Annotated in this window: 26 protein-coding genes; 13 read left to right on the top strand and 13 right to left on the bottom strand. The window is 49.1% G+C overall.

The features are described from left to right. Positions 1-71 precede the first annotated feature (71 nt). From PsAD13_RS05330 to PsAD13_RS05315, 4 genes are all read left to right on the top strand, one after another. Positions 72-662, top strand: coding sequence for a flavodoxin family protein (locus PsAD13_RS05330; protein WP_063291424.1), 591 nt, complete (start codon positions 72-74; stop codon positions 660-662). A gap of 132 nt (positions 663-794) precedes the next feature. Beyond that, positions 795-1,838, top strand: coding sequence for a patatin-like phospholipase family protein (locus PsAD13_RS05325; RefSeq protein ID WP_063291314.1), 1,044 nt, complete (start codon positions 795-797; stop codon positions 1,836-1,838). Between the two features lie 88 nt (positions 1,839-1,926). Then, a complete protein-coding gene (mepA, locus tag PsAD13_RS05320) occupies positions 1,927-2,919 on the top strand; it encodes a penicillin-insensitive murein endopeptidase (protein WP_063317496.1) in 993 nt (330 codons plus the stop codon). A gap of 575 nt (positions 2,920-3,494) precedes the next feature. After that, entirely contained in the window at positions 3,495-4,199 is a 705-nt protein-coding gene (locus tag PsAD13_RS05315; protein WP_063317495.1) for a hypothetical protein, read from the top strand. 68 nt (positions 4,200-4,267) lie between these two features. On the opposite strand, the gene PsAD13_RS05310 is transcribed toward PsAD13_RS05315, so the two are convergent. Then, a complete protein-coding gene (locus tag PsAD13_RS05310; protein WP_063317494.1) occupies positions 4,268-4,795 on the bottom strand; it encodes a GNAT family N-acetyltransferase in 528 nt (175 codons plus the stop codon). A gap of 434 nt (positions 4,796-5,229) precedes the next feature. Here PsAD13_RS05310 and PsAD13_RS05305 point away from each other — a divergent pair, with 434 nt between their 5' ends. The 5 genes from PsAD13_RS05305 (at position 5,230) to PsAD13_RS05285 (ending at position 10,484) form a co-directional block, all read left to right on the top strand. Continuing rightward, positions 5,230-5,742 carry an outer membrane beta-barrel protein gene (locus tag PsAD13_RS05305; RefSeq protein ID WP_193777029.1) on the top strand — a complete coding sequence of 171 codons (513 nt, stop codon included), beginning with the start codon at positions 5,230-5,232 and terminating at the stop codon, positions 5,740-5,742. A gap of 429 nt (positions 5,743-6,171) precedes the next feature. Beyond that, positions 6,172-6,915, top strand: coding sequence for a hypothetical protein (locus PsAD13_RS05300; RefSeq protein WP_057464232.1), 744 nt, complete (start codon positions 6,172-6,174; stop codon positions 6,913-6,915). Positions 6,916-7,044: 129 nt separating this feature from the next. Continuing rightward, the gene (gene lepA, locus PsAD13_RS05295; protein WP_063317492.1) at positions 7,045-8,850 is read left to right on the top strand and encodes a translation elongation factor 4; all 1,806 of its coding nucleotides are present in this window, start codon (positions 7,045-7,047) and stop codon (positions 8,848-8,850) included. A 316-nt stretch (positions 8,851-9,166) separates the two neighbouring features. After that, positions 9,167-9,745 carry an alkylphosphonate utilization protein gene (locus tag PsAD13_RS28270; protein ID WP_063286714.1) on the top strand — a complete coding sequence of 193 codons (579 nt, stop codon included), beginning with the start codon at positions 9,167-9,169 and terminating at the stop codon, positions 9,743-9,745. 286 nt (positions 9,746-10,031) lie between these two features. After that, on the top strand, positions 10,032-10,484 hold the full coding sequence (locus PsAD13_RS05285; RefSeq protein ID WP_063317491.1) for a hypothetical protein: 453 nt from the start codon (positions 10,032-10,034) through the stop codon (positions 10,482-10,484). A gap of 275 nt (positions 10,485-10,759) precedes the next feature. Here PsAD13_RS05285 and PsAD13_RS28035 read toward each other — a convergent pair whose 3' ends face one another. From PsAD13_RS28035 to PsAD13_RS05260, 5 genes are all read right to left on the bottom strand, one after another. Continuing rightward, positions 10,760-10,912, bottom strand: coding sequence for a hypothetical protein (locus PsAD13_RS28035; RefSeq protein WP_208986447.1), 153 nt, complete (start codon positions 10,910-10,912; stop codon positions 10,760-10,762). A gap of 118 nt (positions 10,913-11,030) precedes the next feature. After that, positions 11,031-11,690 carry a hypothetical protein gene (locus PsAD13_RS05275; protein ID WP_063317490.1) on the bottom strand — a complete coding sequence of 220 codons (660 nt, stop codon included), beginning with the start codon at positions 11,688-11,690 and terminating at the stop codon, positions 11,031-11,033. A 137-nt stretch (positions 11,691-11,827) separates the two neighbouring features. Beyond that, a complete protein-coding gene (locus tag PsAD13_RS05270; RefSeq protein WP_063317489.1) occupies positions 11,828-12,322 on the bottom strand; it encodes a DUF2165 domain-containing protein in 495 nt (164 codons plus the stop codon). Between the two features lie 110 nt (positions 12,323-12,432). Continuing rightward, entirely contained in the window at positions 12,433-13,311 is an 879-nt protein-coding gene (locus PsAD13_RS05265) for an alpha/beta fold hydrolase (protein WP_063317488.1), read from the bottom strand. Positions 13,312-13,493: 182 nt separating this feature from the next. Next, positions 13,494-14,399: a LysR family transcriptional regulator gene (locus PsAD13_RS05260; RefSeq protein ID WP_063317487.1), complete on the bottom strand. Its 906-nt coding sequence runs from the start codon at positions 14,397-14,399 to the stop codon at positions 13,494-13,496. Positions 14,400-14,507: 108 nt separating this feature from the next. Between PsAD13_RS05260 and PsAD13_RS05255 the strand changes: the two genes are divergently transcribed. From PsAD13_RS05255 to PsAD13_RS05240, 4 genes are all read left to right on the top strand, one after another. After that, a complete protein-coding gene (locus PsAD13_RS05255) occupies positions 14,508-14,966 on the top strand; it encodes a nuclear transport factor 2 family protein (RefSeq protein WP_193777028.1) in 459 nt (152 codons plus the stop codon). A 42-nt stretch (positions 14,967-15,008) separates the two neighbouring features. Further along, complete coding sequence (locus PsAD13_RS05250; protein WP_063317486.1) at positions 15,009-15,752, top strand: VOC family protein; 744 nt, start codon at positions 15,009-15,011, stop codon at positions 15,750-15,752. A 652-nt stretch (positions 15,753-16,404) separates the two neighbouring features. Continuing rightward, on the top strand, positions 16,405-16,893 hold the full coding sequence (locus PsAD13_RS05245; RefSeq protein ID WP_063317485.1) for a DUF2267 domain-containing protein: 489 nt from the start codon (positions 16,405-16,407) through the stop codon (positions 16,891-16,893). 171 nt (positions 16,894-17,064) lie between these two features. Further along, a complete protein-coding gene (locus PsAD13_RS05240) occupies positions 17,065-17,499 on the top strand; it encodes a hypothetical protein (RefSeq protein WP_208986446.1) in 435 nt (144 codons plus the stop codon). 24 nt (positions 17,500-17,523) lie between these two features. Here the strand turns inward: PsAD13_RS05240 and PsAD13_RS05235 are convergent, their stop codons facing one another. The 7 genes from PsAD13_RS05235 to PsAD13_RS05210 form a co-directional block, all read right to left on the bottom strand. Continuing rightward, the gene (locus PsAD13_RS05235) at positions 17,524-18,312 is read right to left on the bottom strand and encodes a hypothetical protein (RefSeq protein ID WP_063317484.1); all 789 of its coding nucleotides are present in this window, start codon (positions 18,310-18,312) and stop codon (positions 17,524-17,526) included. Between the two features lie 105 nt (positions 18,313-18,417). Beyond that, positions 18,418-18,789, bottom strand: coding sequence for a sulfatase-like hydrolase/transferase (locus tag PsAD13_RS05230; protein ID WP_063317483.1), 372 nt, complete (start codon positions 18,787-18,789; stop codon positions 18,418-18,420). Positions 18,790-19,282: 493 nt separating this feature from the next. Further along, a complete protein-coding gene (locus PsAD13_RS05225; protein ID WP_193777027.1) occupies positions 19,283-20,425 on the bottom strand; it encodes a D-alanine--D-alanine ligase in 1,143 nt (380 codons plus the stop codon). Positions 20,426-20,689: 264 nt separating this feature from the next. Further along, on the bottom strand, positions 20,690-20,899 hold the full coding sequence (locus tag PsAD13_RS05220) for a cold shock domain-containing protein (RefSeq protein WP_063291013.1): 210 nt from the start codon (positions 20,897-20,899) through the stop codon (positions 20,690-20,692). Positions 20,900-21,187: 288 nt separating this feature from the next. Next, positions 21,188-21,370 carry a hypothetical protein gene (locus PsAD13_RS27545; RefSeq protein ID WP_152986764.1) on the bottom strand — a complete coding sequence of 61 codons (183 nt, stop codon included), beginning with the start codon at positions 21,368-21,370 and terminating at the stop codon, positions 21,188-21,190. A 58-nt stretch (positions 21,371-21,428) separates the two neighbouring features. Continuing rightward, a complete protein-coding gene (locus tag PsAD13_RS05215; protein WP_057464243.1) occupies positions 21,429-21,638 on the bottom strand; it encodes a cold-shock protein in 210 nt (69 codons plus the stop codon). An 809-nt stretch (positions 21,639-22,447) separates the two neighbouring features. Beyond that, entirely contained in the window at positions 22,448-23,731 is a 1,284-nt protein-coding gene (locus PsAD13_RS05210; RefSeq protein ID WP_057464244.1) for an aromatic amino acid transport family protein, read from the bottom strand. Positions 23,732-23,748 lie beyond the last annotated feature (17 nt).

Raw genomic sequence — 23,748 nt, 5'->3', positions numbered from 1 at the left:
CATTAGACGAATGATACTTAGCCGAATAGACAGGGGCTGTCGATCTCACAGTGCAGGAAAAGGAAGTTGCAATGAGCGTGCAGAGCAAGGTCATCGTCGTTTATCATAGTGGGTATGGCCACACTCAGGTGCTGGCGGAAGCCGTGCTTCAGGGTGCCTTGGATGTGGGTGCGGATGCTGAACTGATGTCTGTTGCCACATTGGATGATTTGAACTGGGACAAGCTGGCCGCGGCTGATGCCCTTATCTTTGGTTCGCCGACATATATGGGCAGTGCGAGTGCACCGTTCAAAGCCTTTATGGATGCCAGTTCCAAAGTTTGGATGGAGCGCGGTTGGGTGAACAAAGTCGCTGGAGCGTTTACGGTTTCCGCTTCTCGCAGCGGCGATAAACTTGGCACACTGACACAGCTGAGCGTGTTTGCTGCGCAGCATGGCATGATTTGGGTTGGGCTGGATCTTATGCCCGGCAACAACAGCAGCAAAGGCTCTGAGGAAGACCTCAACCGTTTGGGCAGCACGCTGGGTGTTATGGCACAGGCCAATGCAGATGAAGGGCCGGAGGTTGTTCCGCCAACAGCCGATAAGGACACAGCTAAAGCACTTGGTGGCAGAATTGCGAAGGTTGCAGCCTCCCTCACCCTTGTGAGTGAAGCGGCTTAACCCTTAATTCACTGCAATTGCAAGTGCTTGTATTTCTGCGGGTACAGGTGCCATCTCTTCACCTCATTTTTGGACAAACTCGATACGTATAAGAGCAAATTAAAACACAAGATCACTGTATCGGGTTTGTCTATGAAAAAAAGAAAACGCATTATCCTTTCCATTGACGGTGGCGGAGCGCGCGGCCTTATTCCAATTCGACTGCTGCGCGGCCTTGAGACCAAATTATATGAGCGCGGAAAATCCGCTCCTCTTTGCCGATACTTTGATTTGATCTGCGGAACATCCAGTGGTGGCCTGATTGCTGCTGGGCTGACAGCACCGAACCCAGACCGTGACAAATCCGGCCAGCCAGCGATGACGCTCAGCGAGCTGCAAGAGTTTTTTGAGATCGAAGCCCGTGAGCTTTACATGAACAACCGCAGGCACTGGCTGCCTCGGCGCCTCTACCATACTTTCGGGCAGTTCAATAAGGGCATTCAGGAACGGCCCATTGAGCAAGCTATCAAGCAGCATATTGGCTGGAGTGCACTTTCCTGCAGTATGACGGCTATTCTGCTGACTGCGTATGACCTGAAAAACCGCCGTGTTGTTTCCATGAGCAACAACACAACCGGGCGGGATGATTATTATTTCTGGCAGGCTGTGCGGGCAACGACCTCCTCCCCATCGTGGTTTGAACCAGCCCGCGTTGAGAACCTGACAACTGGCGATGAAGAAATCATGATTGACGCTGCCGGCTTCCTGAATGACCCAGTACTTGCAGCCTATGCAGAGGCGCGTCGTCATGGATGGGCGCCTAAAGACATCATTATTCTCTCGCTTGGCTCAGGTAATCCGGTTGAAGAGAAGCATAGCTTTAATCAGGCAGTGAACTGGGGCACCAGTGGATGGCTTTCTCCAGAAGAAGGTACGCCCCTGCTCTCCAGCTACATGCATGGGCAAACGGCCTCCACGGGACAGTATGCTGACGTGCTGTTTAAAGACATGCCGGGGATTGAGTACATTCGCCTCAACGCTGATCTTCCACACTTTGGCAGCGACATTTATAGCGTGCGTCCGGGCGAAGTGCTTCAGCTCAACCGCATTGCAGATGACCTCCTTTCCGGCCACGGAGATGAGCTGGACAAACTGGCCGACATCATGGAAGAAAGGCAGGATGGCCCCGGCTTTTAGGCTTCACAATCCTTCCGCCCCTGCTACAACCACTAGGATGAATAGTGAAAGTGATTCACGTTAGAGCCGTGGGTACGTCGGAGGAAACATGTTTGGGTTGAGAGGTCATCAGCGCACGATTGCCTTAATGGCTGGTGGAATTGTCGTGAGCCTGCTTTCTGCGGGCGCTCATGCTGTGCCTCTTCCTGACACAAAGCCTCCTCTCTCTGCTGAGGATTACCGCGAGGCGCTGAAAAAGCAGCCCGAATTTCCAGGCGCCGCCAAGTATCACTTCGGACACAAGAAAACGCCTGCCAAAACAAAGCCTCTCTCCTTTGGCAGCTATGCAAGAGGCTGTGTCGCAGGAGCTGTTTCCATCCCAAAAGACGGTGAGAACTGGCAGGTCATGCGCCTGTCTCGTAACCGCAATTGGGGGCATCCTGTTCTCATTGACTTTCTAAAGCGTCTGGCTGCTGATGCGCCTGATCTGGGCTGGAATGGCCTGCTGGTTGGCGACCTTTCGCAGCCGCGTGGTGGCCCGATGTTGACGGGTCATGCTTCTCATCAGATTGGATTGGATGCTGATATCTGGCTGAGACAAATGCCAGACACACGCTTCAGCGCCAAGCAGCGCGAGTCAGAGAGCGCAATTTCCATGCTGAATGGCAACCTGAGCAAACCGGGGGCGGACCGCCGTGTCAACCCGAAGCGCTGGACGGATGCCCATGCAAAGCTGATCCGCCGCGCTGCCCAGGACGATGGTGTGGCTCGCATATTTGTGAATCCGACGATCAAAAAAGCGCTATGTGAGTTCGAGACTGGCGATCGCGACTGGCTGCGTAAAGTACGGCCCTGGTGGGGACACCACTATCACTTCCACGTACGGATGGCCTGCCCAGACGGCAGCACAAAGTGTAAAAATCAGGCCGTGCCACCTGCTGGTGATGGCTGCGGCAAAGAGCTGACCTATTGGCTTTCTGATGCTCCCTGGGTTCCTAAAAAGCCGAAACCGGGTGAAAAACCAAAACCACGCAAGCCAAAGCCTCCGCTTGCTGTTGCTGACCTGCCTAACAGCTGCGCGACGGTTTTGAGAACAGAGTAAGGTTGGCACGCACATGATGATGTAGCTGATCGAACAACCTCCGGTTTGTTCTTCGGTGACTGCTTTCTTGTGCTGGTGTTCAATCCATGCCTTTCGGAAGAGGTTGAGGTAGAAAAACCATATTCATGGCCGTTGAGAATCCCCCGCACGTTTGCAAGCAAACTACTGAGTTCTTTTACTCCACCATCTTATGAGATGAGTGGTTGCTCAGAACAGATTTGCACTTTTTAGACAAGCAGTGTCGGCAGAAATCGGTATTCTTCGTGTCAGCCAACTGACAGAGTATTCATAATCAACGCATCATGACATAGATGAATTATGATCATCCATAGTAAGCTCTTTATGAATACGTAAACAGCGCCCGACCTGCTAAAATACACCCAACACACTTACAACATTAAAATTGTAGTAAAATCAAATAAATTCAAGTATTTGACTCAAAATGCAAACACGTTTACTTATTTCTCAGCTCATGTAAGAGCTAGACTTTGCTACCTACAGATATGATGTCTGCTGTTTCAGTGTACGCGCTGATTTCAATAGCAATTTACCGATATTCTGTAGAGGTATTCATTATGGATGTTAGTGGCGTTCGCTTATCCTTTTCATTTACTAATTTTGCTGGGAACAATGATCCTGCTCCAGTTATGACGCAGGATGAAGTTGCGATTGGCTTGCTTCAAGACATTGTTCGCTTTACGCCAGACAATGAGCTGCGGAACGCAAGCCAGGGTGCGAAGACTGCGGCTGAAAACAGCAATGATCCTGCGAAGAAAGCCATAAGCAAAATCTTTGAAGTCCTTGTTGGGCTCGAACTTGACGCAATGAACAACGTCATACAGTTATACCTTTCACAACAAGCCCGCAAGGCTAAGGCTATTCAGAAATTCTTTGATATATCCAAAGATTGGACAGATCCGAATAGTGAAGTTGTTTTCCGCGAGGTTATGAGCGCAATCAATGCCAGTGCAAAGACCGGCGATCCCATTGCAATCGAGATAAAAAAAGCTATGCAAGACGGCACGCTCCAGATGGAAGATATGGCGGATTATGGGTTTGAGACAAAATCTGATTACATCGTCTATCTCAATCCTGATGGAGAGTATGTCGTAGGAATGTCTTCGATTACTCACGTTGGAGAGTATGCGAGTGCTGATAGCCTGTTCGCAGATCTCACCTATGTAAATGACGAAGGTCGCTCAATTGATAAGAGAACAGGCCACAACGCGTACTATGTGCAAGTTGCCAAAAATCTGGCCTTCTACTTCACGTGGCCCTAAAGATATTCGCCACTCATTCTTCTATGATTGGACATATATATCGGGGAGCGCTATCGCTCCCTTTTTCCTCAATCATGCATGCAGGCAGCTGGGGCTTTGTCGTTGTTCAGGATGAGCGTCATCAGGGTCAGGTTCAGCCAGCGGCCGAATTTGAAGCCGACTTGTGGGAGCTCTCCGCTGACTTTGAAGCCGTAGCGTTCGTGTAGGCGGATTGAGCCTTTGTTGTCGCTGTCGATGGCACCGATTAAGACGTGACGCTGGTCTTGTTTTGCAAGTTCAACCAGTTTCTCGAGCAGCACAGATCCGGCCCCTTTTCCACGAGATTGCGGCGTTACATAAACTGAGTGTTCCATGGTTTTGTTATATCCAGACTTCTCACGGAACGGGCCATAGCTGCCGTAACCCAGCACATCACCGTTGTCGTCTTCAGCTACGATGATCGGATATCCGCCAGCAATCCGGCTTTCAAACCAGGTCTTGCGATCTTCCAAAGTCTCTAATGAATCGGTCCAGATGGCAGCTAGAGTTTTGACTGCATCATTGTGAATTCCCAGGATGACGGGAAGATCAGATTTGGTTGCATGACGCAGTTTCATGGAAGCCCCTTTAAAACACCCAGGGCAAATAACGCCAGAGTGAAGGTATGCGTGTTGCCCCGGAAATCTACTTTTTGCGTAGTTTTGATAGATACGCCTTAACTTTCAGCAGGATTGTCATATTTTGCGATAGGCCTCAAGAACACACCGCACGCAAACACTTGAGTTTATTGCAGGATAGTCTGGAGTCTTGAGTTAAAACCGACCGGACATCAGATAAGTGAAATTTACTAATTATCAGATTATTTTACGTAAATTTAACCATAGTTTTTGATCATTACGTCAAATTTCAATGGTTTATTTTAAGGTTATCAATTAATTACTGCACCTACGGATAAGCATTACTTAACAGAAAGTAAACTTCTTACTGAGCAGCAATTGTCTTACTCCTTGAACATCACCCTGCTTACACTTTCATATCTGGAGTATTCGAAGTGAAACAGGTTCTGTGTGTTTCCACCCTTATTGCAGGCGTTGGATTAATAATTGCCGGAGCATCCACCGTACACGCTCAAGATGGTGGCATGTATATCTCGCTCAAAGGCGCAAAGGCATTTTCACTTCGTAGCACCTTTGATCCAATCGGAGGTGTGCCAACTGATAGCTATGATTTTGACTATAAAAGCGAATGGTCGGCAAGCACTAGCCTTGGATATAGGTTGAATGAGTATCTTCGTCTTGAAGGTGAACTAGGATATCTTGTCAACTCGGTCAAAGATATGAGCAGTGACACCATTCCAATCGATTACAGCTCAAGAGGAAAAATCTTTGCCAGATATACTATGGCAAACATACTTGCTGATTTTGCTCTTACAGATCAGCTGACGGCCTTCGCGGGAGGTGGTATTGGCATTGCAAAGCCAGATATGGATAAAACAATCCTCTCAAATGCGCTCTTGGGTCAGACACGGCAAATCGAGATCGAAGATCAATATGTTTTTGCATAGAAACTCACTGGCGGCCTTTCTTATGAGGCGTATGAAAATACTCACCTTTTTGCAGATTATACTTACTTCCAAACGGCCGATTTTGACATCAAGCAAAAAACAACCCAAAGCGGCGTTTCTGTAGAAAACACACTGGAGTCAGATCTAAGTTCTCACCTCATTGGCGTTGGTCTTCGCTATGATTTTTAGTGGGTAACATATGTAAGAACTTCGCTAATTTTCACTATTGACAGAGGCGGCAGGTTGCCGCCTTGTTTTGCGCGTAGCGACTACTGGTAATATCATCAGACTTTATAGATACCAGACAAGTTATATCATTGTAATTGATGCCTATATTTTACATGTTCTGTGAATTACATCATTAATTATTTGGTAAGACTTGTCTATTTGCGCGAATCTCCCTTTCAGGACTTCAGGAGATAGTGCGCAATGGGAAAGTTTTCCTCTACTGTGATCATGTTAGTTTCTGCGTTATTGGCGACAGGAGCACTCTCTGCCCGTTCCTATGCTGCGGATTTGGCGGCGGCTGCGCAAGAAGCAGCTGCAGCAGCGGCTGAAAAGGCGGCGATGGGCATGTTTCCACTCAAACCTTATGCAGGTGCAAAGGCCTTTGTTTCTTATGCACCTGACGGTGATTTTTATACACCCGGGACTGGGCGGACAAAATTTTTCGAATACAATATCGGCTGGAATGCCGCCGCTTTTGGCGGTGTAACGGCAGGGGACTTTGTCAAACTGCAGCTGGATACCGGTTACATCAGCAATAGCGTTTCTAACCTTTCCGGGGTGGACGGCGGAAGTGGAACTGTGGCCGCCGCCTATGTGATGGGCGGCGTTATTCTTTCTGCTCCCCTTTCTCCCCTCACCAAAAAAGTCATTCCGTTTGCCGGGATCAGCATTGGGGCTGCATTTCCTGTCATCGGGACGATCAATGGCACAATTAACGGGGATCAGTTCACAATCAAAGGCAGTCAGTCGACGGTAGGGGCCCTGTTGGCTCGCGGGGGTGTAACCATAGCGATTAACCCCAAACTTGGAGCAACACTCGAATACGGGTTCTTCCAGACCGCGGATTTCTCACTGAGCACAACGGACAATATCTCCGGCTCTGGCAACGCGTCGACCGATATGTCAGCTCATTTGTTTGGTCTTGGCTTTGAGTATCACTTTTAGCCAGATAGCAGCGAAAATCTGAGAGAAAGCCAATTGCTATTCACTTTATTGGCTGGAAAACGGCAAAAAAGCGCGTGGGCGCTTATTATGTGCTTTGCCATAGAGCAAAGCAGTGGTAATTGAGCGCCCATGACGACCAAAACTTTGTCCAATATTCGCAATTTCTCGATTGTCGCGCACATCGACCACGGTAAGTCCACCCTGGCCGATCGCCTCATCCAGTCTACCGGCACTCTCACTGATCGTGAGATGACGGAGCAGGTTCTCGATTCCATGGATATCGAGAAGGAGCGCGGCATTACCATTAAGGCTCAAACCGTTCGCCTGATCTATAAGGCCGATAACGGTGAAGAGTACACGCTGAACCTGATTGATACCCCAGGTCACGTGGACTTTGCCTATGAAGTTTCTCGCTCCCTTGCTGCGGTGGAAGGCTCCCTGCTGGTGGTTGATGCCTCCCAAGGTGTGGAAGCGCAGACGCTTGCGAACGTCTATCAGGCGATCGACAACGACCACGATATCGTGACCGTTCTCAACAAGGTTGACCTGCCTGCTGCTGAGCCGGATCGCATCAAAGAGCAGATCGAAGATGTGATCGGCCTTGATACGTCTGACTCCGTGATGATTTCAGCGAAGACCGGGCTTGGTATTCCTGATGTTTTGGAAGCAATCGTCAAACAGCTTCCTGCACCAAAAGGCAATCCGGGTGGCCCGTTGAAGGCTATGTTGGTGGACAGCTGGTACGATACGTATCTTGGTGTGATGGTTCTGGTTCGCATCATCGACGGTGAACTGAAAAAAGGCGACTCCATCAAGATGATGGGCACGGGCGCTGTTTATCCAGTTGACCGCGTTGGTGTGATGACCCCAGCCTTCGTTGCAACGGACCGCCTTGGACCGGGTGAAATTGGTGTTCTGACAGCTTCCATCAAGGAAGTTGCTGATACTCGTGTGGGTGACACCATCACTACGGATAAAAAGGGCTGCACAGAAGCACTGCCGGGCTTTAAGCCTGCTCAGCCTGTTGTGTTCTGTGGTCTCTTCCCGGTGGATGCCAACGACTTTGAAGACCTACGCTCTGCTATGGGCAAGCTGCGCCTCAATGATGCATCCTTCTCTTATGAGATGGAAACATCGGCTGCACTTGGCTTTGGTTTCCGCTGTGGTTTCCTTGGTCTGCTGCACCTTGAGATTATTCAGGAACGCCTGTCCCGTGAGTTCAACCTTGATCTGATCGCAACAGCGCCATCTGTTGTTTATGAGATGGAGATGACAGACGGTTCTCAGTTTGAGATGCACAACCCTGCTGATATGCCGGATGTTGTGAAGATCAAAGAGATCCGTGAGCCCTGGATCCGCGCGAACATCATGACGCCGGATGAGTACCTCGGTGCCATCTTGAAGCTGTGTCAGGATCGCCGTGGTGTGCAGGTTGACCTTTCCTACGTTGGGTCTCGTGCAATGGTCACTTATGACTTGCCGCTCAACGAAGTGGTTTTCGATTTCTACGACCGTCTGAAGTCCATCTCCAAAGGCTATGCTTCGTTTGATTACACAATCAGCGAATACCGTGCTGGTGATTTGGCCAGGATGTCTATTCTCGTGAACGACGAACCGGTTGATGCGCTCTCTGTGCTGGTGCACCGGTCACAGGCAGATAAACGCGGTCGTGCGATGTGTGAGGTTCTGAAGGAGCTGATCCCTCGGCACATGTTCAAAATCCCTATTCAGGCAGCGCTTGGTGGCCGCGTGATTGCGCGCGAGACCCTTTCTGCCCTGCGTAAGGATGTGACCGCGAAATGTTATGGCGGTGATGCTTCCCGTAAACGCAAGCTGCTGGACAAGCAGAAGGCGGGTAAGAAGAAGATGCGCCAGTTCGGTAAGGTTGAGATCCCTCAGGAAGCGTTCATTCAAGCGCTGAAGATGGATGACTGAGCACCGGTCTTGTTTTAACAAGATCAAACGATCCAGTGAGTCGTTTGAAGGTGCGAAGGCCGCGCGCGAGTAAGCAGCTTTTCTGCGGCGAGCTGGCGAGCAAAAGGAACGGTCGGGCCAGTAGGCTCGACGTAATGATCCAGTGAATCATTGCGAGTTTCGAAGGCACGCGAGGGTAAGGTGCAAAGCACCGTCGAGCGGGCAAGCAAAACCTCAGGACAGGTGAGCTTTGCGGCAAGCCAACTTTACGGCAAAGAATTTTAAGGCGGCCTCTGGTCGCCTTTTTCGTGAAACAACGATCTAAAGGCCTTTAGCCATGTCTCTTGAGAATGACCTGCGCAGCCGCGCAGACGATAAATGCGAGCTTTGCGGTGCAACAGAGGATCTTGCTGCAGTCGCAGTTGGTCCGGATAGCGATGGCAGTGCAGAAAAATCCATTCTGGTTTGCGGCACCTGCTCTGCGCAGTTGGAGAGTGAAGCTGAGCTGGATGTGAACCATTTGCGCTGCCTGAATGAGAGCGCATGGAACACTGAGCCAGCGGTTCAGGTGAGCGCATGGCGCCTGCTTGGCCGCCTTTCCGGTGAAGCGTGGGCACGAGACCTACTGGATACGCTGTATCTGGATGAGGAAACGCTTGAGTGGGCTCAGTCCGGTATGCCAGCGGCAGAGGATGAAGACTCCATCGTGCACAAGGATACGCATGGCGCTGTGCTTTCCGCTGGCGACACCGTGACGCTGGTTAAAGACCTCAAGGTCAAAGGCGCTGGCTTCACTGCCAAGCGCGGCACAGCGGTGCGGAACATTACTCTGGTGCAGGATAATGCAGAACACATCGAAGGCCGCGTCAACGACCAACGTATTGTTATTCTGACGGAATTCGTGAAGAAGTCCTGAGGCTTGGCACTGAAAACGTGAGACGTAGAAAGCGGCCTTAAGGGTCGCTTTTTTATTCGCCCGTTGTCATTGAGCTCACACTCTTTTTAATAAAAAAGCACGTGTTACTACAAATTACCTATGCTACACATAGCAATACGTTCAATTTATAGTTGTAAAAGGCTGTTGTGTAATGCGACATTTATTTATACTTTTTTCTCTCCTAATATTAATTTCAGGATGTCAAAGCACTTGCGACGGATCAAAAGAATGCTTTGATAAACGCATTGCAACTTCCAAGAAAACAATGGAAGTATACGCCTATAAAGACACCCTATCCGGCACGACCACTCAATCATGGAGTAAAAAATACGGAACTTTACTTGAGTATCTCGGAGAAAATGGCCGTAGTTACCTTGTTTATCCTGAAAAAACTCATGTAATACAGGGACGTTGGCAGGTCATCCAAACTGGACGCAATGCAGAAATCTGTTTCAACTACATACCTAGCAACAAGAACTCAACAATTCCCAAAATTGATAAGAATTGGAATTGTCATGTTGCTCTTCGTTACATAGGTGGCCTCAATGAAATTAGAGAGGGAGACCTATTGCGCCTTAAGCGTACAAACAAGCTTCCCCAAACATTGCCAAGCAAAGTTTATGTCTCTATCGAAACTGCCATGAAAGAGGTTGGCTATACTGCAAAACTGACACGAAATAAGGCATGTACGAAGAAGAACAAAGGATGCCGACCTTAAGAGAGTACGAAGCATCATTTTGCAGGGGCAAGATTATCATATGAGCCAACGACCCGTGGATTGTTACTTTAACTTCTATTACGAAGAAATATTAAAGTGTTAGCTTCTTCTAAAAGAACAGAAAGCGGCCTAATTCGCCGTTTTTTCTGGTTTTATTCCCATTTCTCTTTCGGCTTGATACCTGCTTCCTTATCCTCTCGTTTCCAGCACTTCTTATTCATATCACGCAGCCAATCAAGATATTCCTGCTTCTGCCTTTGCTGGAAGTCACCGTGTCAGTAGGACAGCTCAGCACCATAGATGCCTCCCAGATCATCAGGATCCTCACGATTGGGAGAGTAAGGTTGGTGGCGTTTTCGTGAACGCCGTAGATCGTAGACAACAGCAGCCACGATACCAATTGGAATGAGCCATAATAAATAGATCAACCTTAGCCTCTTGAATATTCGAAGTTTCTCGCTCAAAGCCTGAGCATATACTTTACTAAAGCTAATCACCACGGCTCTATAAAAAGAACGAGAGCAAGTTTGCATAAGAAGCCGTTAGCTAGTTCTCTTCACCATTACGCTGTAGGCGAACCTGCGAATGCACCAAGATCTGCTCGGGGGTTAAGCGCAGGAGGATTTGGTTGTCCTTCCATTGATAGAGGCTTGAGCCGAGGTTTGAGGTTTCTATGCGGTAGTGGCGGCCGCCTTGGCGGGCGTACCAATCTATGCGGTCTTTGTTGAACCATTTGTTGGTCTTGAGTGGGTGCAGCATGGTGAGGTTGCCGGGGTAGTCGGCGAGGAGCAGGTCTATGGCGTTGGCGGCATTGGTTTCTTCAGCGACGCGGTGGACTTCGCAAATCTGCGGTTTCTTGATCGTGGCGAAGCGCTTGCCGACATGGGCGTACTCGTTGAAGTGTGCCATGCTTTCATTATGCCGCAGATAATCAAACACCACGATGGCGCCATCACAAATGGAGGAGAAATAGAAGGATTTGTTGGTGTATTGGAGCGTCACCCGTTGCGGTTGGTTGGCGATATAGCGTTGGACGGTATTGCCACTTCCTGTCAGATACTCGCCCCGCCTTTTCTTCTGCAGGGCCAGGCCAAGGCCAATCAAGTAGTCATCATCAAGAAAGCGCGCAGGTATGGATTTATGCGACTTCCTGTTTGAAGCGGCTGGTTGACCTGAAAACACATTCCTCCCAAACCTGATATCCATCTCTGTTCCCCGTCACCACAAGTGGTCGATGTTTCAAACGTGGAACAATTCCTAGGCAAAAGCAGTCCTTCAAATGCCTCAGATGGATAGTCTTAGGTTACATCTAATTGGGTGGATCTCAGGGTTTTCCTTTCGTCTCAGCCGTGGTCTTCCTCTTTCTGGTTCACGAAGATCAGCACCAAAAACGCGATGATGCTGATGTTGTAGGAGGTGTCTATAGCCCCTCTCCCGAGTGGAGATTGCCATGCGAGGAACCACTCTCCTGCTCCTGTTACAAAGATGCCAAACCAAAGCAGAATGGCGATGCAAAAGCCGAAGGAGACGGTGGATTTAGAGCGATTGAATGAGGCCGCTGGCCGATGAATGCTGGCCAGCATGCGCAAGCTTCCCAGAACCAGCAGGAGAGCAATGAAGCCTTCTATGGCCAGAATAATGGTGAGGAAGGTGGGTGCGGTTTCCAGAGGAAACACAGCCCGGAACTTGGGGCTGGTTGGGAACGTGTCCACCATGGAAATGACGCTTTCAATATACGCCAGATTGGCCGGTGCATCCTGATAATTGTTGAAGCAGACCAGAGCAGCAAAACCGCCGAACGCCAAGGAGACCAGAACTTTGATCAGTCGAAGAAGCATGGGACTACCCACTTTTTCGCCAGTAAAGCAGATTGGCGCTAATGCGTGGTTAGGTGCTCTCGTCAGCTCTGGTCTTTTTCATTTGCCCTTTGTTAGTGGAGCGGCCTGCCTCAAGAAATATCCAGAATCTCAGGCCACAAGACCGCGTTTTGCTTGGCGAAGGCCTTCAGATGCCCAACTTCCTTGAGCTCGAAGTCTGCCGGATTAAGGATTTGTCGCGTGACCTGCGCATCTTTGTAGAGAGGCGGAAGGCGTTCAACTGAGGCATTGGGGGCAAGATCATCATCGGTGAACGACATGATTTTGATCGGGCCAGTGAAGGGCTTCGGGTTCATGGAAGGTAAAGCACTACCGATATCATCCTTGAAGAAGGTTGGAGAAGTGCACCATTTACGCCATTGCCAGTAAACACCAGCAGGGATATCTGCGCCGATCCCAAGTGCCTTACCGGGCAAATAACCTTTCATACGTGTGACAGCTGGCCCTAGCAAATACCAGAAGGCAACAACAGTCAGGAAATATGGCATATGGTGGTCACGCCAATAAACCTGACCGCAGGCAACTGTGGTGACCTTATCGACCATGTCCAGGTTTCGATGGAATGGCAACATGAAGCCGCCAAGAGAGTGACCAATCACGTGAGTGCTGGGTGTATCAGCCAGTTGCAGCAGCGCATCAAAGGCAGCTTGCTGATCATACAGGCCCCAATCAGACATCGTGGCGGAAGAGTTGCGTGGATGTATCTGTTTAGAGGCACCAAAGTCGCGATAGTCATAGGTGAGGCAGAGATGGCCCTGCTCTGCGACCCAGCGGGCAAACTTGGCATAAAACAACTGCGGCACACCGGTTGCGCCGTGAATAATGACTGAGGATTTTGGGTCACCCACTGGCCAGTAGGCTTTGCCAATCAGTGTGGCCCCCTCGCTGGGAATTGTGATTGTTTCCACGCGCTGCTCACTTTCAGCCATCATTTCTTCCAGTTGCTTCATAGCGGTATCTTTTCAACTTACGATAGCCGCATAGGACCACATATTAACGTATAGGTAAAGTCAGAAGGTAAAATATACCGCTCGCTTTTAAGAGAAGGTTTCATGAGTTCATTCTCGGAAACATTCTGATTTCAGAGCATGTTGTGTGTTTTATCAGAGATGGAGATCAGGCGAGACCTGCCTTATTGCAGTGCTTTCGCCAAGGCTTGCTGAATTGCCGTGATTGTCTCCTGCACCGATTTGGGTGGCAAAGTATCATAGCTGTGCACGGCATAAATTGGTGTTGGTTCTGGCTCTGACAGAGTACGTAAAGGCTGGAGGGTTCCAGTCTTCAGGTCCTGCGCAATCGCGATATCTGGCAGGAGCGCAACGCCCAGGCCATTTCGAGCAAAAGCTGCGATGGCTTCAATGGTGTTGGCTTTGACGGCAGATCTGAAGCTCACCTCAATGCTCTCTGAACTTTCCTGAACCGGGAGGCGATGCCGCACCACAGCAGGCTCTCGTGTATGAGCGATGTACGGCAGGGATTGCACCCATTGCCAGTAGAGCGGATCATCAACGGCAGGCACCTTTTCCATAACAGTTGGCGCGGCACACAGAATATCGCGCAGGGTCCCTATGCGGCGCGCCTGAAGCGTGCTGTCTGGCAGTTGGCCGACACTGATCGCAACATCAATCCCCTCCGTGATCAGATTGAGGCGCTTGTCCTCCGCTATTACTGAAGGCTGAAGGTTCGGGAACTTATCTTTCACAACTGCCAGGGCCGGTGCGATGACGGGCGTGATGAAAGCGTGGGGGGCTGTGATGGTGATCGGGCCAGACGGGACCGCTCCGAAACTCTCCATCTCGGTTTCCGCCTGCCGTGAGAGCGCGAGGATTTCCTTGCAGCGCTGGTAGTAGCGCTCCCCTGCCGGGGTCAGAGAGAGGTGGCGCGTGGTGCGGATGGCGAGTTTTACATCCAGCTGTTCTTCCAGCCGTTTCAGATTTTGGCTAACGGCGGATTTGGCGATGTTCAGCTCATCGGCTGCGCGTGTGATTGAGCCGGTCTCGACAATTGTGACGAAGGAGAGCGGGAGCGTTGAGAGCATGATTGTTCTCTTCATATGAATAGTGATTTCAGAAATAGATTGTTTTTCAAACAATGCAAGTGCGGCAAAAGACAGTCATCAACATCGCATCTGAACGGAGATCACGTGATGACTTTCATTAAATCTATCGCTCTTGCTGCTACTGTCGCGGTTGGATTGAGCGGACAAGCCATCGCTGACGAAGCAGGAAAACTGGCTGAAAGTGAATACAAGCTCAACACCGCTGTTGCCACTGCAAGCCGTGCCTGGCGTGATGCCTTCAACGCAGGTGATGCAGCAGGTGCTGCAGCGTTTTATGAGGATGATGCCGTGATGGTTGTGAAGCCATTTGGCACGTTTAAAGGACGCAAAGCGATTGAGGGCTTTTGGACAGACATCATCTCCAAGGGATTTGATGATGTGGTTTACAGCAGTACCGTCACCACTGTTCTGGATCAGACCTCTGCCCGCGTTGCAGCCAACTGGAAGATGAACAACGCCCATGGCGTCATCACCAATGAGCTTTGGGTTTTGCAGCCGGATGGCCGAGCCTTGCTGCGCGAGGACCACTTCGAGATCGCTCAATAAACACGCGTATTTGCCTTGTGCCCTGATAAAGGACAGCCCGTTATGACAAAGCTTGATACTCTTCGTTTGCGCGTCCGTGATGTGGCGGCTCAAAAGCGATTTTATTGCGATGTCCTGGGTATGTCCGATCAGGGTGACGGGCGGGTCGGATATTGTGCGGAAGAGACGACACTTCTGTTCATCAAGGCGGAGGCGCCTTACACGCCACAAGCTACCGATCTTTATTGGAAAATCGCACTCTCAGTTCCCAATATCGAGCTGGCTTGTACCCAGCTTCAGGCGCGCGGTGTCTATGTTACAGGGCCGCAGCAGTTTCGGGATGTTGGGTACCTTGCCAAACTCACAGATCCGGAAGGTTTTGTGGTTGAGCTGATTGACCATTGGTTTGAAGACGACCGGCCTGATCTGGAGTTTGATGAGAGCCGACTAGGTGGAGGTCCGCATCTCAGCCTTGTGACCTTGCGCACTGGCGACATTACGGCAATTGAGCCCGATATTCTCAGTTGGGGTATGACGCCGCTCTCTGTTCAGCCCGTCGAGCCTTTTGGTTTCACGCTCTACTTTTACGCCTTCACGACTGAACAGCCTCCAAACCCTGATCTCACCGGAGTTGAGAACCGGACCTGGACCTATCAGCGGCCTTATACGGTGCTGGAAATTCAGCATGTTTCTGCCCTGGAGACGGAGAGTTTGCCGAAGGTTGGTGCTGCAGGATATGGCGGCCTGATATTTGGCTCAGCCGGTGCACCTTTACATTCTGAGCGGCTGATGATTACGGCAAATTGAGACTACGGCAACTCCTGCTCGAATCTGCGGGTTGCCTGAAAACGAAGAAGGCGGCAGAGCTAGAGTCCCCCTATACCCTAGCTCTAGCCGCCTTATCGTTATGAGGTGATGCCGACTTCAAACCGTCCTTTAAAGTCAGCGCCTCACACTTCGACTGAATCTCTGTCCGAGTTATTCTTTGCTGAGATCTGCGTCTAAACCCGCGATCATGCGATCTGCAGTTTTATTCCGTGAAGAAAACTCTGAAATCACAACCATCCCAAAGATCGCTAAGAATACGCAAATGAATAATATCAAGCCGAAAGTCATAGTGCCTCCACTTCAATGACATTTAAAGCGTAGATAGCATTTTGACCTATGTCAATATGAATTTATAATTTGACTAATGTGAAATTTACTCATGGTCAGAAGCGATATTTCTTCATCATTTCATTTCGCACCGCACAACTTAGTGTAATTATTTATTTTATTATTCTTGACCACAAACTTTCTAGCACTGACCTCACCTTTACTCGCAGTTATAGTACATATACGTAGATTACCTAAGTTAAATCGATTTAAGAGCCAGCTGAAAATCAGTCACTTTTGCAGCGCGAAAACCTGAGCTAAGGTCGTACATAGAGCGATCACCCGTATTTTCGGAGTTACCTTCATGCCTATGCCTCAGGAGTATCAGCTGGCCTCTCAGCAGTACGAATCTTTCCTTGCTGATGCTCAGGACGCGCTTGGCCTGACCACTCGCAATCAGACCTACACAAGCGTACAGGCTGTTTTGCTGGTGTTCCGCCGGAGACTGGACGCTGAGCAGGTGCTGTCCTTTGCAGATACGCTGCCAGCGGTTCTTCGGGCGATTTTCACGTCAGGCTGGAGCAGCAGCGACTACACTGCGGACTTTGGCGCTGAACACGATTGGGCTGCTGAGGTGAAAGCTCTCAGGGCACATCACAACTTTGCGGATGATAAGACGCCTGCACGTGTGGTTGAGGTTTTGCGCAGCCGCGTTGACCTTCCCCGCTTTGAGCAGGTGTTAGGCCAGATCGGCCCTGACGCTTTACGGTTTTGGGGATTTGAAGTTTCGGCTGAAGCAGAGGCGAAGAGAGATTTATCAGAAGGCACTCCCTCACAGACTGAGACTTTGTAAAACCTTTAGTTTCTTCAGTGGGTCCGTTGACTGTAAGGGTTGGCTCAGGCAGGGAGGGAAAGATCTTGCCTCCTCTCCTTTAACTTTCCAGAGGCCAGGCGCTCATCTCTCCTTGCCTGCTCATATTCAGAGTGTTTTGCAGGGCAGAAAGTTACGAAGGAAGTTCCAGCCATGTTCATGAAGCGTTTCGGACTGTGTTTTGCTGCTTGTGTGCTGGCCACTGCCAGCAATGCAGAAGACGCTGCAAGCCCTGTTTATGACGCTGCCTCAACCACCTCAGCTCAGAATGTGGTTGTCTCTACACAGCCGCACCATGTTGCCATCGGTGATATGAGCGTTTCCTGGCAAGAGAGGCCTTCATTTCAGGAGCAAACTGGCAGCACGCTAAGCCTGGTCGCTGTGACGTTTACTGAACTTGATCCTGAGACCCGTGCGCCCATCGCCTCGCCAAGCTTGTCTGTGAACGAGAGGTTGAAATTAGCAAAGACAGCGATCGAGCTCTCGCCCGGCTGCGCTTTTTACGGCTACGACCCTGAAATCAACGTCATTGACGGCTTCAGGTGGAAGGATCATGACAACATCATCGTAGTGCTGGCTGGCTGCTAAGCGCCAGCCTGATGCACTTGCTGCCTATTTAAAAGCGCAGCGGTTGATGGCCGGATCCTTACCGTCCAACTTTTTCGAGAGCAATTTAGCTACTCCCAGAGGCGCACCTACCATAAGCTCAGTGCCAGTGGAATTGACTGATTTGACTGAACAAAGCTTGTCGTGGAACGACTTATCGCAGCACGTGCCATCGGTGTTGCGATCGCCGGGTGCGCATAACCAGGGGCCAGCCATCTGAAAGCCTGCAGACGGGCTGAGCACTGCGGGACAGGAACAGATGATCTCGTCTTCCTTGACCGCTCCGATGCCAGGGAAGTCTTTCCCCTGCGTGCTGTTAAAACAGAAGCCGCCATCACATTGAGCAGAGTAGCCAGCGGGTGCGCTCTCGGTGTTGGGGCAGCTATACGTCGCCATGGGTGGTCCCAGCTTTTCTGTATCGGGATCGTAGTCCGTTTCCATCTGGCGCGGTGTGGCATAGGTGCTTACCGTGAACCCATTATCAATGCCGGCCTTTAACAGATCACAGACATCCTTTTTCTCGTCACCCTCTTTATAGTGAAACGGGAGAGAAATGCTCTGTTCGTTCATCACATCACATTTGCAGTAGGCAACAGTGTCAACGGTCCAGCATTTGGCTGTGGCGCACAGGGCAAACGTGTTGGGATCATCCTGAGATACCGGGCATTCCTTGAAAAGACTTAGGTCTGTGCTTGCGTCTGTACCGGTTTCAGCGTTGGCTGCACCTATACTGAGCAGCGGGAACGCGAGTACGAGCCATAGCGTTGCTAATCGTGAAGCTGATTTCAGCGGCATTTGTTATCTCCTTTTTGCGCTGAACGGTTGCCGTCTTATGGGCTAACAGTCAGGGATGCTTATCTGCTTGCTTATGGTGTCGTGATGTCGCTGTCAGAGTGTCCATCAGCGCCGCAAAGGTGCGGGGCTGGAACTGTCTTCATTGTTCAATGTATGGGGAAGCAGACGTTTCTTCAGGCGCTGTTCAACCGGCACCTGTTCCAGTGCGTGACGGATGTCATTACCAATACCCGGCATCTGGCTGACACCGGGTAATGATGGGTACTGGCCAGTGTAAATACTGGTTCGGCTGGGAGCGCAGGCTGTGGTTGCAGTGTGGTGGTTGAGAAACTCCAATCCGTGTTGGCGCATTTTTCCAAGCGCCACACTGTTCTGCAACCGGCACTGCCTGGCACTGTCATTTTCATAGACCGGCGGAAAGCGCTCTTCATCCGTCGTAATAATCAAAAAATTGAGCGGCTTGCCGTTAATTTTCATGCTGTGTCCTTATCGTTTTTGTTCGTTTTGGACATCGTTCGCTGGAATGTATGTACTCAAGTAAATCTGAGTGACCGACGCAGATATAGAGCTGAAGCACTCTGAGAAGCGGGTGGGAAAGTTGTATGACAGAAACATGAATCACAACATAAAGTTGTTACGTGTTTTCATCTTGAAATATTGGGGGAGATATTTGCGTGAGGAGCGATTTGAACAGCGTGATGATCAGTTAGCCTAACCGGCCTTCGCTCTAAACAAGTCACTCCCTGCGAGAGTAATAATTGAACCTTATCTGGGTCTAATTCGGCAACACGTAAAGAGTAGGAAGTAGGCTCTACTGAGTAATAACCTACTTCACTTAAGGTCAAGAACTACCCAAATCAGTTCGCATTTAGGTTGAAACACATGAACTGCTTTAGCCTTTGTTTTTGCGTACCTTTATCCGAAGGCCGATTTCCACTTTTCGGAGATACGCTGTAGCAGTCGATTGTAATTAGCCCACTTGCTGTAATGTGTTGATGCGATTGAGGCCGAGTTCAACGATCTTCAAGGCAACCTCAGAATGTGTCATCGCTGACGACCTGTTCGCCTTCAATTTTGACCCAGTTTGTAATGAACAAGCCCTCGGGAAGTAACTTGAATCGGGCGTCATACCCGGCACTAGGTTTGCTTCAAGAAAATTGGGGTTTCCTTCTGCATCAAGCTTGATGTCAATCCGACCAAAACTCTTAACTCCTAATGCTGTAAAAGCACTGCCTGCAAGCTCGGAAACAGCGCTCAAAGTGGGTTCGGTAATAGTTCTGAGTAACTCATGATTTTGCTGCTTTGCAGCACATCCCAATATTCGATCACCCTTTTCATTCTTGGGAACTATGATTTCTACGGGCATAATAGATCTTGAATCGGTTTCCGGGTCGTCAAAGATTGCAACGGTAAACTCTCGTCCCGGTAGCACCTCCTCGACCAGAACATCTGCGCCATAGCTTTCGAAAAGTTCTTTGACTTTACTTTGATAACTTTCGAAGTCGCGAACTATCGAGTTTTCATCAATTCCATTTCCATTAGCAGCATCTATTGGTTTAACGAAAAGAGGAAGAAAAAGAGGGAGTTTGTCTTCTGTTTCGAACTGGCCAGGGCAGGCTTGGAAAAACTTGGCAGTAGCAATACCGTGGTTTTGTATAGCCGTCTTAGCCTTTCCTTTATTGGAATCGAACTCCAGGCTGTTGCGATCAGATCCGGTAAAAGCAATTGCATGCTTAGAAAAGTAATCTGAAAACCAAGTTTTTGTATTATTACTTACATCCAGGAAGTATTTACTGCAAAGGACAACAAGATCTGGTCTAGACGTAACAATATCATTTAAACTGGATATCGAAGAAATCTCGTGAAACGTAACTGTTTGATATTTTTCTTTTAGAGCATCGTAAAAGAAGCGACATGTCTCAATCGATCCAAATCCGGTTTCTTTCAAATCATGTGTATTGGTCGCTACAACTGCAATGTGGTTCTTCAATTTTGAGGAGTGTTCCTGCAAATTTTGCCGATGGTTATTGTTTGCAATTGGATTGGGAAACTGGAGAGGACCAATTAATTCTGCGGTTAAGCCAATTTTAGCAAGATCAGTTCGTTCTGTCATTGGACCATTCTTTCGTTGCTCAGTCATCAGTTGACAAGCAAATTGCCGGCCCTTTGTTTAGAGCACGGGAAGTGGCGAGGATAATTGACCGGTAAAACGTGGATTTAACTCACACAGTGCCGGGTGAGGATGGCTGTATTCACGGCACTAAGATCTTGTAGGAATAGGGAGAGCAGCTGTGAGGTAGTGTATATGACCAGCTGCAGATCTGATAAACACCACTGTCATGAGTAAGGAAGTTACGTGTCCAGGGACCGTCTTTTGTTAGGCAACTTCGATATTGTTGACTTCTATTTTCCCGTTTGCAGGATTTGTAAGCGTATCGAAACGTACTTTTTGGCGTTCAGCCAATTTCTTAATACCAGCACGATTTAAGGACGCACGAAGGACGCGAAACTGTGAATTTGTACCTTCCTCCTGAATGTAGCCAAAGCCTTGCTCAGAATTGAAGAATTTCACGGAACCATTGATCATTTAGGATACAATCTGTGATGACCAAAAACGCTTTAGTACTTATGTACAGTCGCTTGGCCAGAGAATACTACTTCCCCAAAAGCAATATTCCATTATGTACATATTGCACATCTTATCGCACTGGTTCAATCAATTTAAATTTTAATACGGATTTATTTGGATAGTATAAGTAAATCTTAGAGAAACATAGTTTCTTGAACTTTAGACCTGCTAGATCAAAGAATAGATCTTAGCCCAAGATATTTAGCGATATCTTGTGCACTCGCTGACTGCCAATCACTTGGTAGACTATTTTATCAAAGGGCGAGGCTTTTTATCGGTAGCTTCTTTAGCAAGACGGAGTTCTTTTAGGCGAGACGTTTTTTCACTTAATTGCAGAGCCCGTTCCTCTTCATCGGTGAGTTCTTTTTTTTTGTTTTTTTCAATCGCAGCAAATCGATCTTTTGCACATGACATTGAAATATTAGGCATATTTTGGTTCTTTCTATAAGGACTAGGGCTACGCAACAGGCGCAGCCCTGATCTTTTATTAGTCAACCAGCTGCAAATTCACAGCTGAAGCTTTGCCATCGCGGCCGCTTTCTAGTTCATAAGCAACTTTTTGACCTTCTTCGAGACCCATAAGTCCTGCCCGCTCAACAGCAGAAATATGAACAAATGCATCCTTTCCGCCATCTTCAGGAGAAATAAAGCCGAAACCTTTTGTGGAATTGAAGAATTTTACAGTGCCGTGTGTCATGGTTGATACCTTGTAACTTTACCCGGGCTAAGCGGGCGTATTTCCCATGTTCGATATGTACATGGGGTGCAACATTCTCAAAATCAGGGGGAACCTAGCAAACCGGCAAGCCGGAAGAAAAGATAGCCAATGATGGCTGTAAACGCGCTTTGTTTATGTAGTTATTCTCAGCTCTCTTTTCAAGAGGCTATGTAAGATATGCTAAACAATCTACAATTCTTGCTACTCTGATCGGCCCTGAAAGCAAGAAAAACTCGTTCTCCGACAACCCTACACCATGATCATTTAGTGCTTCGACTGCGTGAATATTTATTTTCGAAGAAAATACCGGAGGCGTGTATTTTATAATATTGAGGTAGTACGATCTCAAGCCTTGATTGACGCTATCGAATGTCCACTCTGGCCCGACACTCCAGCTCTGACCTTATTATTGGCGCGGTACTTTGCAAATGCAACAATGGACAGCTACCCCGCCTGAATTGCCGATCTGATATTTGGCACTCGGTGTTGCTTTGCGTTTTTGGTGAGAGGTTGCTTGAGGGCAAACAGTCGTCCTCTTAGAGCGCGGTTTTACTTTCGACTACACCTGATCAGTCATTGTTGGGGGTTACGCCAACACCCCGAACCTGCCTCCCAGTGGGTTCGGGATGTTGAAACGGACAAAACTTGCCGCAGCGGGAATGGCTGCGGCAAGTCTTTTGCTGACATTTGAGGGTCAGTTGGTTTGATTGCGGGGGCTTGTGGCTTGCCTCGCAATCAGGTTTTGCCCCGACTGAATAGTCGTCTTTATTGCTTTCTCTTCAAACGGATTAACCGAAGATTGGCAGGTTACCGGTCAGTTCGAATGCAGTGATGATGAACACCAGGATACCGAAACCGAACACCATTGCCTGACGGGCGTTGCCGCCTGGAACCTGGTACATGTCTGGGTTCCGTTCACGACAGATGCGAACCATCACGATTGGTGCCAGCAAGGAGAAGATCACCAGAACCACACCAGCATAACCGATTGCTGCGATGAACCCGTGTGGGTACAGGATAGCAAGGATAATGGTTGGTACGAATGCGATGCCTACAGTCTTTGCTTTGCCAGCAACGGTAGCTGTATCGAACTTGAACAAGTCAGAGATGTAATCATACAGGCTGAGAGAGACACCCAGGAAGGATGTTGCAACAGCCATGTTGCCAAAGATCTGCAGGATTACAGAGATGTTTTCACTGATACCAGACTTACTCAGAGCACCGATGATGTTACCGATGTTGCCACCTTCAGCGATGATCGCAGGGAAGTCATCACGGGAGATGTTTCCGAATACTGCAAACATCCAGAGGAAGTAGAAGAAGCCTGCAAGGAAAATCGCGATCAGCAGCGCTTTGCTTGTCCGCTTCGCATCCAGACCCAGATAGTTGGTTACAGTTGGAACTGTAATCTGAAGACCAAAACTCGCCACCAGGAAGGAGATGGTGTAGAACGCATATGGCATGCGATCGCCGAGAGAGATCTCTGGGAACAGGTTCGTTGTAGATGAGTTGCCGATTAATGAACTCAAGCTGATCATGAATGTGATGATCATGCCGCCGATGAGAACAGTGTTCACACGGTCAACAGCTCGGGTCCCCATCATCACAATCGATAGTAACACGACTGCGAAGATCAAACTCGCCACCCCTGATGACATGTTGACGTCACCAAAAATCGACAGCGAATATGTGATGATCGAACTACCCCCTGAGATGTAGGCGTAGGTGAGAACGTAGCACAGGAAGGCAACGGAGAGACCGTTGACCACACGGCCCACGTTACCAATGGTGCCCTTGGCAAGGCTGTCGTAGTTGGACCCTTCAGGGAAATGAAGCGTAATTTCCATGATGTACAACGATGCAGTGTGCATGATGTAACCAACAACGATCATCAGAACCAGGCAAACAGAAAACCATACGCCACTGTTTGCAACAGGGAGCGAGAACATGCCCGCGCCGACGGCGGTGCCAGCAGCGATCACACTGGCGCCTAAGATTGTGCCCTGGCTTTTCTTGGTAGATTTTGGTTCAACTGTCTCTGCAGTAGGAACCTGCTCAGAAGCAATGGTCATGTTGAGCCTCCCAACTC

Origin of the sequence: Pseudovibrio sp. Ad13, assembly GCF_001623225.1 — a bacterium.
Taxonomy (GTDB): domain Bacteria; phylum Pseudomonadota; class Alphaproteobacteria; order Rhizobiales; family Stappiaceae; genus Pseudovibrio.
The sequence above is the reverse complement of the archived record's forward strand: the minus strand, read 5'-3'. Positions and strand labels throughout refer to the sequence as shown.